The sequence below is a fragment of the Bradyrhizobium sp. SZCCHNS2022 genome, from assembly GCF_032377575.1.
Classification (GTDB): domain Bacteria; phylum Pseudomonadota; class Alphaproteobacteria; order Rhizobiales; family Xanthobacteraceae; genus Bradyrhizobium; species Bradyrhizobium aeschynomenes.
Genome location: NZ_JAUHHZ010000001.1, coordinates 2600722 through 2615333, shown reverse-complemented (window position 1 = coordinate 2615333; position 14612 = coordinate 2600722). Strand labels below are relative to the sequence as shown.

Below are 14612 nucleotides of genomic sequence, written 5' to 3'. Positions count from 1 at the left end.
GAAGAGGCATCAGCCGGACCAACAATTAAGGTCGTCGTCCCGGGCAAGCCCCGCGCGCGCAACGCGTGGGGCGCCGACCCGGGACCCATAACCACAGGACGCGGGATGGGGCAGGCTGGAACCACGCGCGTGCCAACCAATCTCCGACGGTGGTTATGGGTCCCGGCGTTCGCCGGGACGACATCGAGAGCGGTCATCAGCAGCGGGTATTAGGTCGTATGGCGCAGTCGCATTCCCATCACGACGACCACGATCACTCCCACGATCACGCGCATTCCCACTCCCACGGCCATGCCGGCCATAGCCACGCCCCCGCCAGCTTCGGCGCGGCCTTCGCGATCGGCGTCTCGCTCAACACCGCCTTCGTCATCGCCGAGCTCGTGTTCGGCTACGCCGCCAACTCACTGGCGCTGATCTCCGACGCGATCCACAATCTCTCCGACGTGATGTCGCTGCTCCTGGCCTGGGGCGCGCTGTGGTTGGCGGGACGCCGGCCGACCGACCGCCACACCTACGGTTATCGCCGCGCCTCGATCCTGGCGGCGCTGATCAATGCCGGCCTCTTGCTGCTGGTGGTCGGCGGCATCGCCGTCGAAGCGTTCGATCGCCTGCGTCATCCGGGCGAGGTCGCGGGCGTCACCGTGCTGTCGGTCGCGGCCCTCGGCATCGTCGTCAATGGCGCGACCGCGCTGCTGTTCATGCGCGGCCGCGACACTGACCTCAACATCCGCGGCGCCTACCTGCACATGGCGGCCGATGCCGCCGTGTCGTTCGGCGTCGTCGTCGCGGCGTTGATCACGATCTGGACCGGCTGGCTATGGGTCGATCCCGTCGTCAGCCTCGTCATCGCGCTCGTGGTGCTGCTCAGCGGCTGGGAGCTCGCCCGTGACAGCGTCAATCTCGCACTCGATGCCGTGCCGCGCGACATCGCGCTGCCGGAGGTGCGCGACTATCTCGCCTCGCTCGACGGCGTCAGCGAGGTGCACGATCTCCACATCTGGGCCATGAGCACCAACGAGACCGCACTGACCGCGCACCTGGTGTGCCCCGGCGGCACCGACGATGCATTCCTGCATCGGGTCTGCGCCGGGCTGTCCCACCGCTTCAACATCCAGCATCCGACGCTGCAGATCGAAACCGACGGCTGCGCCTGTAAGCTGGCCCCGGCCGACGTGGTGTGAGCCGGCGATGCGTCAGCTCCACCCCGCCAGTCTGAGCAGCACTCCGGCGGCACACGCGGCGGCGAGCACCGAGAGCATGCCGAGCTTGAGGCGGAGCACGCCGACAGCCGCAGCGAGCGAGAGGATGAGTGCGCCGCCGTCGACGCTCGAGAGCACCGGCGCATCGAAATCGAGGCCGAAGCCGCCGACGGCCACGGTCTGGCGAAACAGCGTATGCAGCGCAAACCAGATCGACAAATTGAGGATCACGCCGACGACGGCCGCGGTGATCGCACCGAGCGCCCCCGAGAGCCCTTTGTTGCCGCGCAGCCGCTCGATATACGGCGCGCCGACGAAGATCCACAGGAAGCACGGCGCGAACGTCACCCAGGTGGCCAGCAGGCCGCCCAGCGTGCCGGCGATCAGCGGCGACAGCGATCCGGGATCGCGCGCGGCGGCGATGAAGCCGACGAATTGCAGCACCATGATCAGCGGCCCTGGCGTGGTCTCGGCCATGCCCAGCCCATCCAGCATCTCGGCAGGGGCGAGCCAATGGTAGTGCTCGACCGCCTGCTGTCCGACATAGGCGAGCACCGCATAGGCGCCGCCGAACGTCACCATCGCCATCTTGCTGAAGAACAGCGCGATCTGGCTGAACGTATTGGCAGGGCCGAGCGCCGCCAGCAGTGCCGCGACCGGCACGAGCCACAGCGCGAGCCAGACCAGCGCCGTGATGATCGTGCGCCGCGCATTCGGCTTGGCATGCTCGGGCAGGATCTCGCCGAGCGCGCTGTCGCCATCGCCGTTGGAGCCGGCTCCGTGTCCGGCTGCGGCGAACTCGGAGCGTCCAGCGCGTGCACCGAGATAGCCGATCACGCCGGCGGCGATGATGATCAGCGGAAACGGCACCGCGAAGAAGAAGATCGCGATGAACGCCACGGCGGCGATGCCGATCATGACATTGTTGCGCAGCGCCCGGCTGCCGACGCGCACCACCGCCTGGATCACGATCGCCAGCACGGCCGCCTTCAGCCCGAAGAACAGCGCCTCGACGAACCAGATGTGGCCGAATGCGGCATAGATCCAGCTCAGCGCCATGATCGCGATGATGCCCGGCAGGATGAACAGCCCGCCGGCCATCAGGCCGCCCGCGGTCCGATGCATCAGCCAGCCGATATAGGTCGCGAGCTGCTGTGCTTCGGGGCCAGGCAGCAGCATGCAATAGTTGAGGGCGTGGAGGAAGCGGCTCTCGCTCACCCAGCGCTTCTCGTCGACGATGATCCTGTGCATCACGGCGATCTGGCCGGCCGGACCGCCGAACGACAGCAGGGCGACGCGCAGCCAGACCCGGAACGCCTCGGTCAAGCTGACGCCATGGGCGGCATCAGCCGCGGTGGGGCTCGGCGATGAGACCATGTCTGTCATGGCTTCACCTTGTTGGTCGGCCAGTTGTGCGTCTCGCTGGTCGCGTCGCGGCACCAACGATAGAAGGCGTCGTAAAGCCCGAGGCCAGCCTCGAGCTGGGTGAGATCGTCATCATGAATGCGCGACAGCCCGAGCGAGGCAGCGAGCAAGCCCGGCGCTTCGGGACTGAGATCGAGACGTGCGGTGTCGGCGGCGCGCACGATGGTGGCCAGCCGCTGCAGGGCCGGCGTGGTCAAGCCGAACTCCTCGACCATGACGTCGAAGGTGCAGAGCTCGCCGCGATGACTCCAGAACGTGTTCTCGATGTCGAATGGCATGGCCTTGAAGCGCTCCGCCACCGCGGTGACTTCGGAGGGCGCGACGTAGAGAAACACGGCCTGCGGGTCGACGAAGCGGCGGATCAGCCAGGGGCAGGCAATGCGGTCGATCTTCGGCCGGGCGCGGGTCACCCAGACCGTGCGTCCTGCCGGGTCGTGCTGCTGCGGCAGCTTGTCGACGGGGACCAGCGGCAGACCCGCGGCCTTCCACGCCTCGAAGCCGCCCTCCAGCGACTCGGCCGGCGCGCCGGCGACGCGCAGCCATGCGGCGGCCCCGTGCGAGAGCTTGGCGCCGCGCTGGCAAACGACGATCACGGCACGGCCGGTGAAGTCCTGGCTCCATTGCGGAGCGTCCTCGGCGCAGCGCCGGATGGAGCCGGGCACCAGCCGCGGATCTGCGGAAAAATCATCAGCGGTGCGAACGTCGATCAGCACCGGGCGATCCGGGGTTCCGATCAATCGGCTGAGCCTGTCAGGAGAAATCGATGCGAAGGATGACATGATGCGTCCTCGTGCCGGAATGGCGGGACGCGATGCTTGGGCATGTCGCCTCGTGGGGAGATCGCGAAGTCCCCATGCGGAGCATTACAGCGGAACCGGTTGGTCCTGTCAATCATGCTGCAGGGCGCTCGCTTCGCTCTGTGGTAACGTGCATATCGCGCCCCGCGGGGCGCGCCGAGGCGGATGCGGGTGAAGCGAGGAGAACGGCCGATGTCATCGCAAGCGGACCATTGGGCGCATGATCACGTCTTCCTCGGCGCCGGGCACGAGCGCAACGAGCGCCGGACATGGTTCGTCGTCGGCCTGACCCTGGTGATGATGGCCGGCGAGATCGCCGCCGGCTCGCTGTTCGGGTCGATGGCGCTCCTCGCCGATGGCTGGCACATGGGCACGCATGCGGCCGCGCTCGGGATTGCCGGCCTCGCCTATCTGTTTGCCCGCCGTCACGCCCGCAACCCGTCCTTCACTTTCGGCACCGGCAAGTTCGGCGAGCTCGCGGCGTTCTCGAGCGCGCTCATATTGCTGATCATTGCGATCCAGGTCGCCTATGAGAGCCTCGTCCGGCTGCTCAACCCGGAGCCGATCGCCTATGGCGAGGCCATCGCGGTTGCGGTCCTCGGTCTTCTGGTCAATCTCGTCAGCGCCTGGCTGCTGGCGGACTCCCACCAGCACCACCATCATGGCCGCCACCACGGCGATGATCACCACGATGATCACGGCGAGCGCGATCACCACCATGGCCATCATCATCACCATGATCATGGTCATGGTCACCACGACAACAATCTGCGCGCAGCCTATCTGCACGTGCTGGCGGACGCCGCGACCTCGCTGCTCGCCATCGGCGCGCTTCTGATCGGCAAGGTTCTCGGCTGGAGTTGGGCGGACGCCGCGGTCGGCCTCGTCGGCAGCGCCGTCATTGCCAGCTGGGCCTACGGCCTGATCCGCGACGCCGGTGCGGTGCTGCTCGACGCCAATGCCGACCGGCGGCTGGAGGCCACGATCCGGGCGCGGCTGCAAGCGGGCGGCGACCGCGTCACCGACCTGCATCTCTGGCAGGTCGGGCCCGGCCATCGGGCCGTCGTCGTGTCGATCGTCTCCCATGCCCCGCTGGCGCCGGCGATGTACAAGCAGCGGCTGAGGGACCTGCACGGGCTGAGCCATGTCACCGTCGAGGTGGAGCACGGCCTGCATGCCTGAGAGATGCCCTGCGATCGAGATCGAGGAACTGCCCCGATGACCGTGACGATCTATCACAATCCCGCCTGCGGCACGTCCCGCAACACGCTGGCGATGATCCGCGCCTCGGGCGAGGAGCCGGATGTGATCGAATATCTGAAGACGCCCCCAAGCCGCGAACAGCTGATCGCGCTCATCAATGCGATGGGCGTCAAGGTGCGCGACGTCCTGCGTGAGAAGGGGACGCCCTATGCCGAGCTGGGGCTCGATGATCCCAAATGGAGCGACGACCAGCTGATCGAGGCGATGCTCTCGCATCCGATCCTGATCAACCGGCCGATCGTGGTGACCGGCAAGGGCGCGCGGCTGTGCCGGCCGTCCGAGCTCGTGCTCGACCTGCTCGAGCATCCCGTCGCTTCCTTCACCAAGGAGGACGGCGAGGTGGTGTGCCGGCCGGCCTGACGCGTTGGTGAGTTGGAAGCATGGACATCACGGCCCGACTTGATCTGACCAATTGGCTCGTCGCCCAGAGCCTGACGGGGTTGCCGGAGAACGACATTCTCCGTGGCTTCTGCGAGCGCTGCCGCGAGGCCGGCCTGGAGCTGTCGCGCGGGCTCACCTTCATCGATACCCTGCACCCGATCTTCGAGGGGCGCGGCTTTCGCTGGAACGAGTCCGCCAGCAACGAGTCCGACAGCTTCGAATATGGCTCCAGCAATGACGGCGAGGCCGCGCAGAACTGGCGGCGCTCGGTGTTTCACCACATGCTGGAGAAGGGCCATGACGAGTTCAGCATCGACCTGACCGATTGCGCCCATCTCGACTTCACGATGATCCATGATCTGTCGGCCAAGGGGCACCGGCATTTCCTCGCCTTCGTCCACCAGTTCGGCGAGGCCGGCACGCTGGGCCAGATGGATTGCTTCTATTCGTACTGGCTGACGCGGCGCGACGGCGGTTTCACCGCGCCGCAGATGGCCGCCTTGCGCGATCTCATTCCGCTGCTCGCGCTCGCGATCAAGTCGGCGCAGCAGGTCGACATCGTGCGCACCCTGGGGCGCGTCTATCTCGGCCGCGATGCGTCTGAGCAGGTGCTGCGCGGGCGGATCTCCCGCGGTGTCACCGAGCGTATCAATGCCGTGCTCTGGTTCTCCGACCTGCGCGGCTCCACCGCGATCTCCGAGAGCATCTCACCGGACGAGATCATTCCGCTGCTCAACGATTATGCGGAGGCGTCGATCGACGCGATCTACGATTCCGGCGGTGACGTGCTGAAGCTGATCGGCGACGGCGTGCTGGCGATCTTCACCGGCGGCGACATGGGCGCGGCGCGGCAGGCTGCGCTGCGCGCGGAGCATCGCTTCCGCCTCAACATCGCCAGGCTCAATGCGCGGCGGGCTGGCGAGGGACGGCCGGTGACCTCGGCCTATGTCGGCCTGCATCTCGGCGAGGTGTTCTACGGCAATATCGGCAGCGACGACCGGCTCGATTTCACCGTGGTGGGCCCGGCGGTCAACGAGGTCAGCCGCATCGCCTCGATGTGCCGCTCGGTCGATCGCGAGCTGCTGGCCTCCTCGGAGTTTTGCGCGGGCCTCGACGAGGAGGGGCGCCGCTACCTGGTCTCGACGGGTCGCTATGCACTGCGCGGCATCGGCCGTGCGCAGGATCTCTACACGCTCGATCCGGAGATCGCAGCGAGCCCGTCGGCGGCGCGGGCCTACGAGAGCTACCTCGCTGACGAGATGTCGCACCCTTGACCCACGTCAATGCCCGGAAGATGCGAGTCTGCCCCATCATCGGTCGGGGAGATGACGCTCATGTACACGCATATCTTGTTGCCGACGGATGGTTCGGACCTGTCGAAGGCCGCGATCAAGCACGGCGTCGCGCTGGCGAAGGCGACGGGCGCAAGGATCACGGCGTTGGTGGTGTCGACGCCGCTGCATTCGCTGGTCGTCGATCCGCACGCCGCCACCAAGGCGCTGGCGCAGTACAAGTCGCTGGTGGCGGATCAGACCGCAAAATATCTCGACCACGTGAAGGCGGATGCGGAGCAGGCCGGCGTTGCCTGCGCCACGCTCTGCGTCGAGCATGACAAGCCCTATGAGGCGATCGTCGAGACGGCGCGCAACGAGGGCTGCGACCTGGTGCTGATGGCTTCGCACGGGCTGCGCGGCGTCTCGGCCATCCTGGGCAGCGAGACGCTGAAGGTGCTGACGCATTCGACCGTGCCCATTCTCGTCTATCGCTAGGCCGGCTGCGGCTCCGGCTGTCGCGCGATCGCGACGGCGGGCGAGGTCAGGATCACCAGCGCCTGAAGCCCGAAGATCGCGGCGACGAGATAGAGACAGACGTCGGCGCCGTAGCGCCCGCCGACGACGGCGCCGAGCAGCGAGCCCAGCGGCCGCGCGCCGTAGCTGAGGATGTTGATGGCCGAGACGCGCCCGAGCAGCCCGGCCGGTGTCACCGATTGCCGCAGCGTGGTGGTCGAGATCACCCAGAGGATCGGCCCGGCCCCGAGCATGAAGAAGCTCAGCGCCGCGAGCAGAGGAGAGGGGACGAACGTCGTCAGCGCCATGACCAGCGCGGCGGCGAAGCCGGTGACCGGACCGAGCCCGATCACGGTGCCGAACGGCAGACGCCGCAGGATCCGCGTTGCCAGCAGCGCGCCGCAGACCATGCCGATTCCGAACATCGACAGCACCGTGCCCACACCGCCCGCCGACAGGCCGAGCCGGTGCACTGCATAGGGAACGAACACGGCAAGCAGCAGGAAGTGCGCGGTGTTGAAGATGAACTGTGTCACGAATACCGGCCGCAGCAGCGCATGGTGCAGCACGAACGTTGCGCCCTCGCGGATGTCGGCGAGCGGATGGCGGCGGGGCACCGGCGCACGGCTAGGCTCGGCGATGCCGGCAAGGCAGAGTGCCGCGATCAGCGACAAGGCTGCGGCCACACCGAATGCCGGCGCGCCGCCGATCCAGCCGACCAGCATGCCGCCCAGTGCGGGGCCGCCGGCAAAGGCAACCGTGCGGGCGAGCTCGATCCGCGCATTCGCAGTGGCCAGCCGGGCCGGTACGACCAGGCTTGGCACCAGCGCCGGTGCCGCCACGCTGAAGACGACGGTGCCGCACACGGCCGCGAACCCGAGCGCAGCGAGCAGCGGCAGCGTGAGCACGCCGCTCGCAAACGCCACGAGGATCGCGAGCAGCGCCAGCGCGCGCAGCGCCTCCGCTGCGGCCATGAGCAGCCGCCGCGGCATACGGTCGGCGAGCAGGCCGGCAGGAATGGCGAACAGCACGAACGGCGCGGTGAGCGCGGTCTGCAGCAGCCCGGTCTCGCCCTCGCCGACGCCGAGGGCAAGCACCGCTACGATCGGCGCCGCAGCCAGCGCGATCTGCTCGGCCGATTGCGCCGACAGGTTCGACCAGGCGAGGCGATGGAAGCTTGTGGGCAGGGCGGGTGGAGAGGGCATGGCGAGGAACCTGATGTGATGAGCCAGCATCATCGGCGCGAAAGCATCCGCGCGCCCACCCGCTTTCCGATCGCGCCGGAGGCCGCTTCCGGGCCGCCGGGCATCATCGGATCGTAGGGCGGCCTCGGGAGATCCGTGCGGCCGCGGGCTGGTGCAAGAGCACGCCGAAGTCGAGCACGCGCATGTCGGCTTCGTACGGCGTCCAGCAGCGGCCACCGCCGCCGCATTGTCAGCGGGACGATTGATCCGATAGTCTGGATCCACGGCTTCATCGCCATCGTTGGAGGTGTGGCTCCTGAACGACCCGATGCTCCAGTCGTTGAACGCGTCCGTGAACGGAAGGCGGCAAGCTGCGCGGCGCCATCGGCACACCGGACAGAGGAGCGCATGCGAGGGTTGGCAGGGCCGGTTCATGTCGACAACGCCGTAGCAGTTGCGGGGACCGTCACAGATCTTGCAGGGCGCAGGTGAGTTCGGAACTGAGTTGGGCAGACAGCATGTTGGACCTCATCCGTGGGCAGGCGGCCTGTCGCCGATTCGCGCGCGTTTCAGGCAGGCGACGACGTGGCAGAGGCGGTCTCGCCCGATGATTAAACGGTATCGGAATAATTCCAGGATCTGCCACAATTTGCTCTTGCAAATAAGTTGCATTAAAGGTCGGCTTCGTTCAGGATGACGGCATGGACGCAAAATCGTCAGACCTTTCGCAGCTGCATGCCATGGTTCCGCCGAGCGACCGCCCGATGACGGCGGGATGGCGCGGCGAGCGCGGGGAGCCGTCTCTGGGCGACATGTTCGCCACGGTTCGCACCGCAACCAAGGGATCGCTCTGGCGAAAGCTGCTGGCGTTCCTCGGACCCGGCTATCTGGTCGCGGTCGGCTACATGGACCCCGGCAATTGGGCCACGTCGCTCGCGGGCGGGGCCAAGTTCGGCTACGTGCTGCTCTCGGTCGCGCTGCTGTCCAACCTGATGGCAATCGTGCTGCAGTCGCTGTGCACCCGGCTCGGCGTCGCCACCGGCCGCGACCTGGCCCAGGCCTGTCGCGACTCGACCCCGCGCTGGGTCTCGGTGCCGCTATGGCTGTCGGCGGAGATCGCGATTACCGCGACCGACCTCGCCGAGGTCATCGGCACGGCGATTGGTCTCAGCCTGCTGTTCGGGCTGCCGCTGTCGATCGGTGTCTGTGTGACCGCCCTCGACGTCTTCCTGATCCTGGCGCTGCAGGCGTTCGGCTTTCGCTGGATCGAGGCGTTCGTGGTCGCACTGCTCGGCATCATCGCGCTCTGCTTTGCGATCCAGATCGCCATGGCGCAGCCGGACTGGGCTCTGGTGATCAAGGGCTTCGTGCCGAGCAGCCAGCTGATTGCCAATCCGGAGATGCTCTATCTCGCGCTCGGCATTCTCGGCGCCACGGTGATGCCGCACAATCTGTACCTCCATTCGGGACTGGTGCAGACCCGCGGCTATGGCGACAGTCCCGCGGAGAAGCGCGAGGCGATCACGCTTTCCACGATCGACTCCACGATCGCGCTGTGTCTGGCGTTGACCATCAATGCCTCGATTCTGATTCTGGCGGCGGCGACGTTCCACCGAACGGGGCAGCTCGACGTCGCCGAACTCGATCAGGCGCATTCGTTCCTGGCTCCCTTGCTGGGATCGACGCTGGCTCCGACATTGTTTGCGATCGCGCTGCTGTGCTGCGGCCTCAATTCGACGATCACAGCGACCTTGTCAGGTCAGATCGTGATGGAAGGATTTCTCCATTGGCGCATCGCGCCATGGCTGCGCCGCCTGATCACCCGCATGATTGCCATCGTGCCGGCGGTGGTGGTGACGATCTGGGCCGGCGAAAAGGCCACCGGGCAGCTGCTGATTCTCAGTCAGGTCGTGCTCAGCCTGCAGTTGCCGTTCGCGATCGTGCCGCTGGTCCTGCTCACCGCGAGCCGAGCGAAGATGGGACAGTTCGTGGCGCCACGCTGGCTCACGGCGATTGCGGCCCTGATCGCGGTCGTGATCATCGCCCTCAACGCCAAGCTGGTGTGGGATCTGGCCACCGGATGATGTGAGGCCAATGGCGAAGAGGGAGTAGCGAATAGGCGAAGCTGGAAGCGCGCTATTTGCTACTCCCTCTTCGCCATTCGCCCTCTTTCACTCCTGCGGCTCTGGCGCGGTGTCGCCTTCGGCATCCACACGGAGCCAGCCGGCCGCTGCAAGCCGCTGCTGCGGCAGATAGCGGCTCTTGTAGTCCATCTTCTTCGAGCCTTCGATCCAGTAGCCGAGATAGACGTAAGGCAGTCCCTGGCGCCGCGCCCGCGCGATGTGGTCGAGGATCATGAAGGTGCCGAGCGAGCGCGTGGTCTCGGACGGGTCGAAGAACGAGTACACCATCGACAGGCCGTCGCTGAGCACGTCGGTCAGGGCGACCGCGACCAGCTCGCCCCCCCTGGCGTTTGGACCGTTGCTCAGGTTGCGGCGGCGATATTCGATGATTCGCGTTTCGACATGGCTGTCCTCGACCATCATCGCGTAGTCGAGCACCGTCATGTCGGCCATGCCGCCATGACGATGGCGCTGATCGAGATAGCCGCGGAAGATCGAATATTGCTCGGACGTCGGTACCGCGCTGCGCTGCTCGCCGACCAGGTCGGAATTGCGCGCCAGCACCTTGCGGAAGTTGCGCGAGGGACGGAATTCGTTGGCGATCACGCGGACCGATACGCAGGCCCGGCACTGGTCGCAGGCCGGCCGGTAGGCGATCGACTGGCTGCGGCGGAAGCCGCCATGGGTGAGGAGGTCGTTGAGATCGGTCGCCTTGTCGCCGACCAGATGCGTGAACACCTTGCGTTCCTGCCGGCCCGGCAGATACGGGCAGGGCGACGGCGCGGTCAGGTAGAATTGCGGGGTGTCACGCGAGTGCTGGGTCAAGGAACGTCGTGAGCCTCCGAGGCGGTCAACAACAGAATTGCGCTCCGAAGCCGGCCGGTCAATCGGTTTTGGTGGGTCACCTGCGGTCTCACCACGTCCGAGCCGGTTGGGCGAGCTGCGAGCGGACGGACGTATTGATGACGACCGTGCCGAGCACGTAATCGTGCAGCAGCCGGCGGCGTCCGTTGAACAATCCGATCAGCAGGATGAAGGGCGACAGCGCCGATACCGAGATCCAGAAGCACACCGCATGCACGGCACCGAGCACAAAGTAGCCGGGCGCGCCGTACCAGGTTCGCAGCTCCAGATCCATGACCCGCATGCCGATCGTTGCCGAGTTCGGCCCGCCGATGGTCGCGCCGTAGTAGACGATCGCCCAGATCACCGAGGCTGGCGAGACCAGCCAGAACAGCGCCCAGCCGAGGCCGAGCGTGACCACGCCGAACACGGCAATGAAGATCACGGCCAGGATGACGGGGACCGCAAGCACCAGGAGGTCGATCAAGAACGCAATCATCCGCCGCGTCAGCACGCCGCGAAACAGCTCCGGCTGCTGAGTGGGATCATAGGCATGCGGCCGCGGGCTCGCCCCGCCGCTGGACCAGCCGCCGTCGTTGCCGGGGCTCGCAGACGCCATCGATGGACCCTCCCGAATTGGCAACCAGGACATGGGAACAGCGCGCGCGCTTGCAAGGGGCGATCCCTGCAACGCGCGCGGCAAATTTCCGGCGTTTTCGCGATTTGTCGCGCGGAGCGCCGCACGCCCGGGCGTCGAAACCGCGCAGCGCGTCGGGTCCGCTCAGCCGTGGCGGCGCAGCCGCTCGGCGGCCTGAGGCGCGAAATAGGTCAGGACGCCGTCGGCCCCGGCGCGCTTGAAGGCGAGCAGGCTCTCCATCATCGCCCGGTCGCCGTCGATCCAGCCATTGTTGGCGGCCGCCGCGATCATCGCATATTCGCCCGAGACCTGGTAGGCGAAGGTCGGCATGGCGAACGTGTCCTTCACCCGCCTGACGACGTCGAGATAGGGCATGCCCGGCTTGACCATCACCATGTCCGCGCCCTCGGCGATGTCGAGCTCGACCTCGCGCAGCGCCTCGTCGCTGTTGGCACTGTCCATCTGATAGGTGCGCTTGTCGCCGGTCAGCGTCTTGGCCGAGCCGATCGCGTCACGGAACGGGCCATAGAAGGCTGAGGCGTATTTGGCCGCGTAGGCCATGATCTGCACGTCGAGGAAGCCCGACTGGTCCAGCGCCTGGCGGATGGCGCCGACCCGGCCGTCCATCATGTCGGACGGCGCGATGATGTCGCAGCCGGCTTCGGCCTGGACCAGGGCCTGACGCACCAGGACCGCGACGGTCTCGTCGTTGAGAATGCGGCCGTCCCGGATCAGACCGTCATGGCCGTGACTGGTGAACGGGTCCAGCGCGACGTCGCAGAGCACGCCGATGTCCGGAAACTCCTTCTTGATGGCGCGCACGGCCTGGCAGACCAGATTGTCCGGGTTGCATGCCTCCGAGCCGTGCTCGTCGCGCAGCGACGGCTCGGTGTAGGGGAATAGCGCGATGCAGGGGATGTCCAGCTTGGCGGCGCGCTCGGCATCGCGGACGATCTCGTCGACGCTCAGCCGCTCGACGCCCGGCATCGAGGCCACCGTGCTGCGGGTGCGGTCGCCTTGCACGACGAACAGCGGCCAGATCAGGTCGTCGGTCGTCAGCACGTTCTCGCGCACCATCCGGCGCGCCCATTCGGCCTTGCGGTTGCGCCGCGGCCGGATGGTCAGATCGAGCACCGGCGGTGTTCCCGCGGCGGGGTTGCGCGCGACGTCGCGCAGATCGATCGGGCGCCCGAATTTGATCGCCATGGGGTGCTGGCTCCTTGAGCTGGCCGGCGAGCCGGAGGATTTTGATTTGTTGTAATTCCAACAATCTGTAGCACTTCGTCCGCCGCCCGTCACTTGACCTGACGCAAGCGGGCCAGGGTTGATTTCCGGCCCGGTTGATTTCACGGTGCGGGATGGCCAAGAAGCGGCCAAGAATCGCCATCCTCCTGGTCTTGAGAGGCCCGATGTTTTCGATGAAGACCTGCCCGATCTGCCTGAGCCGCCATGCCTGAGATCCCCTCGGCGCGAGACCTGGCGCGCGACAACGCCGCCATGTCCATTGCCGCCATGTCCTCAGATCGGCGCGAGGGTGACGAGAATGTCTGGACGCGACGGCTCGTGCTGTTCCTGCGCGTCATGGCGATGCTGTCGATCGTCAAGGGACTCTATCACTGGGCGCAGGTGACCGGCTTCATCGGTGGGGAGGACGATGCATTCGAGAACCAGGCCATGGCCTGGCAGGCCGCAACGGTCTATTTCGCGGTGATCGAGCTGGTCGCCGCCGTGGGCCTTTGGCTGGCAACGCCGTGGGGTGCGGTGGTGTGGCTCACCACGGTGGTCTCGATGGCGGTGATCGAGCTGATGTTCCCGGGCATCTATGGTGGCAATCTGGTGGTGGTTGCCGGCGAGGCGGTCATGCTTGCCGCCTATCTCGTATTGGCCTGGATGGCTGCGCGCGAGCGACCACCATAGGTGGTGCGTTCCAATCGTTGCCCGGCGTAAATCCTTTCAACGCATTGCGGGTAATGTTTCGAACACCTTAAGAGCGTTTGCCACAGCTGTTACAGACACCTTAGCGTGCAAGCCGTAGCTGTTTTGGAATGCGACAGCGGGATGAAACGAACCGCGAACATCGGGCATCGACCGTCAACGGACTCTTGCAAAAGCCTCTGTAATTACTGAATTAAAAGACGATTCACTCTCCGCGATTCATTCTCTCTTTATGCTCTTATTTAAGGCGATCTTCAAAGCACGCCCCTTAAGTTCGCTCTATCAGACGGGACACAAGTTTCGTCGAATAAGTCGACAAAAACGACGACAGGGGAAGTGTCATGATGAAAGCCGTTGCGACGGCCGTGGAGACTGCTGCGCCGGGTCAGGGCGGCACCGTCCAGTCGCTCTATCTGGAAGCCCTGACTCTGGTGGAGCGGCTGCATCGCCGCCTGCTCGACGTCATCAAGGACGAGTTCGACCGTCGCGGTCGTTCCGACATCAACTCGGTCCAGGCGCTCTTGCTCTATAACATCGGCGACAAGGAACTGACCGCGGGCGAGCTGCGCACGCGCGGCTACTATCTCGGCTCCAACGTCTCCTACAACCTGAAGAAGCTCGTCGAGCTCGGCTTCCTCGATCACCAGCGCTCGCGCGTCGATCGCCGCTCGGTCCGCATCCGCCTGACCCCGCAGGGCCAGGAGATCCGCCGCATCGTCGACTCGCTGTATCAGAAGCACGTCAAGACCGTGGAGCAGGTCGGCGGCATTTCGAGCGAGGAGTTCTCCACGCTGAACAAGTCGCTGCATCGCCTCGAGCGGTTCTGGACCGATCAGATTTTGTATCGGCTCTGACACGCGCACATCGTTTCGGTTGAGCCGGCCTCCCAACGCGGAGATCAAGACCGGACAGCCGTCTGAGTTCGACCTTGCGTCGGTCCCGCTTGGGGCCGGCGCTTTTTCTTTTGGTGTTCCTATTCGCTGTTGCGAGAAACTTCCGCTTCGAGCTGGAACCAACCAGGCCTCCACGACTTGTCCC

Annotated in this window: 14 protein-coding genes; 8 read left to right on the top strand and 6 right to left on the bottom strand. The window is 66.1% G+C overall.

Annotated features, from left to right (window positions below; genetic code table 11):
- Nucleotides 1–218: 218 nt before the first annotated feature.
- On the top strand, nucleotides 219–1181 hold the full coding sequence (locus QXZ94_RS11665) for a cation diffusion facilitator family transporter (RefSeq protein ID WP_315720520.1): 963 nt from the start codon (nucleotides 219–221) through the stop codon (nucleotides 1179–1181).
- A gap of 12 nt (nucleotides 1182–1193) precedes the next feature.
- On the opposite strand, the gene chrA is transcribed toward QXZ94_RS11665, so the two are convergent.
- Complete coding sequence (chrA, locus tag QXZ94_RS11660) at nucleotides 1194–2585, bottom strand: chromate efflux transporter (protein ID WP_315720519.1); 1392 nt, start codon at nucleotides 2583–2585, stop codon at nucleotides 1194–1196.
- Entirely contained in the window at nucleotides 2582–3403 is an 822-nt protein-coding gene (locus QXZ94_RS11655) for a sulfurtransferase/chromate resistance protein (RefSeq protein ID WP_315720518.1), read from the bottom strand. Before QXZ94_RS11655 ends, chrA begins: the two co-directional genes overlap by 4 nt.
- A 210-nt stretch (nucleotides 3404–3613) precedes the next feature.
- Between QXZ94_RS11655 and dmeF the strand changes: the two genes are divergently transcribed.
- From dmeF to QXZ94_RS11635, 4 genes are read left to right on the top strand one after another with little or no spacing between them, the layout of a single operon-like run.
- Nucleotides 3614–4603: a CDF family Co(II)/Ni(II) efflux transporter DmeF gene (dmeF, locus tag QXZ94_RS11650; RefSeq protein ID WP_315720517.1), complete on the top strand. Its 990-nt coding sequence runs from the start codon at nucleotides 3614–3616 to the stop codon at nucleotides 4601–4603.
- Between the two features lie 36 nt (nucleotides 4604–4639).
- Nucleotides 4640–5044: an arsenate reductase (glutaredoxin) gene (gene arsC, locus QXZ94_RS11645; RefSeq protein WP_315720516.1), complete on the top strand. Its 405-nt coding sequence runs from the start codon at nucleotides 4640–4642 to the stop codon at nucleotides 5042–5044.
- 20 nt (nucleotides 5045–5064) lie between these two features.
- Entirely contained in the window at nucleotides 5065–6339 is a 1275-nt protein-coding gene (locus tag QXZ94_RS11640; protein WP_315720515.1) for an adenylate/guanylate cyclase domain-containing protein, read from the top strand.
- Between the two features lie 60 nt (nucleotides 6340–6399).
- Entirely contained in the window at nucleotides 6400–6834 is a 435-nt protein-coding gene (locus QXZ94_RS11635) for a universal stress protein (protein WP_315720514.1), read from the top strand.
- Here the strand turns inward: QXZ94_RS11635 and QXZ94_RS11630 are convergent.
- The gene (locus QXZ94_RS11630) at nucleotides 6831–8057 is read right to left on the bottom strand and encodes an MFS transporter (RefSeq protein WP_315720513.1); all 1227 of its coding nucleotides are present in this window, start codon (nucleotides 8055–8057) and stop codon (nucleotides 6831–6833) included. The genes QXZ94_RS11635 and QXZ94_RS11630 overlap by 4 nt on opposite strands.
- A gap of 680 nt (nucleotides 8058–8737) precedes the next feature.
- Between QXZ94_RS11630 and QXZ94_RS11625 the strand changes: the two genes are divergently transcribed.
- Nucleotides 8738–10120 carry an Nramp family divalent metal transporter gene (locus QXZ94_RS11625; protein WP_315720512.1) on the top strand — a complete coding sequence of 461 codons (1383 nt, stop codon included), beginning with the start codon at nucleotides 8738–8740 and terminating at the stop codon, nucleotides 10118–10120.
- Nucleotides 10121–10207: 87 nt separating this feature from the next.
- Here the strand turns inward: QXZ94_RS11625 and QXZ94_RS11620 are convergent, their stop codons facing one another.
- From QXZ94_RS11620 to hemB, 3 genes are all read right to left on the bottom strand, one after another.
- The gene (locus QXZ94_RS11620) at nucleotides 10208–10984 is read right to left on the bottom strand and encodes an arginyltransferase (RefSeq protein WP_315720511.1); all 777 of its coding nucleotides are present in this window, start codon (nucleotides 10982–10984) and stop codon (nucleotides 10208–10210) included.
- A gap of 88 nt (nucleotides 10985–11072) precedes the next feature.
- On the bottom strand, nucleotides 11073–11621 hold the full coding sequence (locus QXZ94_RS11615) for an RDD family protein (protein ID WP_315720510.1): 549 nt from the start codon (nucleotides 11619–11621) through the stop codon (nucleotides 11073–11075).
- A gap of 162 nt (nucleotides 11622–11783) precedes the next feature.
- Nucleotides 11784–12845: a porphobilinogen synthase gene (gene hemB / locus QXZ94_RS11610; protein WP_315720509.1), complete on the bottom strand. Its 1062-nt coding sequence runs from the start codon at nucleotides 12843–12845 to the stop codon at nucleotides 11784–11786.
- Between the two features lie 243 nt (nucleotides 12846–13088).
- Here hemB and QXZ94_RS11605 point away from each other — a divergent pair, with 243 nt between their 5' ends.
- Together QXZ94_RS11605 and ldtR are read left to right on the top strand one after the other, a co-directional pair.
- A complete protein-coding gene (locus QXZ94_RS11605) occupies nucleotides 13089–13556 on the top strand; it encodes a DUF6163 family protein (protein ID WP_172109725.1) in 468 nt (155 codons plus the stop codon).
- Nucleotides 13557–13915: 359 nt separating this feature from the next.
- Nucleotides 13916–14428 (top strand): transcriptional regulator LdtR, encoded by a 513-nt coding sequence (gene ldtR, locus QXZ94_RS11600; protein WP_008962376.1) that lies wholly within the window; start codon nucleotides 13916–13918, stop codon nucleotides 14426–14428.
- Nucleotides 14429–14612 lie beyond the last annotated feature (184 nt).

Excerpts from the sequence above, each read along its gene's own strand:
- QXZ94_RS11665 (WP_315720520.1), top strand. The coding sequence starts at position 219 with ATGGCGCAGTCGCATTCCCATCACGACGACCACGATCACTCCCACGAT.
- chrA (WP_315720519.1), bottom strand. The coding sequence starts at position 2,585 with ATGACAGACATGGTCTCATCGCCGAGCCCCACCGCGGCTGATGCCGCC.
- QXZ94_RS11655 (WP_315720518.1), bottom strand. The coding sequence starts at position 3,403 with ATGTCATCCTTCGCATCGATTTCTCCTGACAGGCTCAGCCGATTGATC.
- dmeF (WP_315720517.1), top strand. The coding sequence starts at position 3,614 with ATGTCATCGCAAGCGGACCATTGGGCGCATGATCACGTCTTCCTCGGC.
- arsC (WP_315720516.1), top strand. The coding sequence starts at position 4,640 with ATGACCGTGACGATCTATCACAATCCCGCCTGCGGCACGTCCCGCAAC.
- QXZ94_RS11640 (WP_315720515.1), top strand. The coding sequence starts at position 5,065 with ATGGACATCACGGCCCGACTTGATCTGACCAATTGGCTCGTCGCCCAG.
- QXZ94_RS11635 (WP_315720514.1), top strand. The coding sequence starts at position 6,400 with ATGTACACGCATATCTTGTTGCCGACGGATGGTTCGGACCTGTCGAAG.
- QXZ94_RS11630 (WP_315720513.1), bottom strand. The coding sequence starts at position 8,057 with ATGCCCTCTCCACCCGCCCTGCCCACAAGCTTCCATCGCCTCGCCTGG.
- QXZ94_RS11625 (WP_315720512.1), top strand. The coding sequence starts at position 8,738 with ATGGACGCAAAATCGTCAGACCTTTCGCAGCTGCATGCCATGGTTCCG.
- QXZ94_RS11615 (WP_315720510.1), bottom strand. The coding sequence starts at position 11,621 with ATGGCGTCTGCGAGCCCCGGCAACGACGGCGGCTGGTCCAGCGGCGGG.
- hemB (WP_315720509.1), bottom strand. The coding sequence starts at position 12,845 with ATGGCGATCAAATTCGGGCGCCCGATCGATCTGCGCGACGTCGCGCGC.
- QXZ94_RS11605 (WP_172109725.1), top strand. The coding sequence starts at position 13,089 with ATGCCTGAGATCCCCTCGGCGCGAGACCTGGCGCGCGACAACGCCGCC.
- ldtR (WP_008962376.1), top strand. The coding sequence starts at position 13,916 with ATGATGAAAGCCGTTGCGACGGCCGTGGAGACTGCTGCGCCGGGTCAG.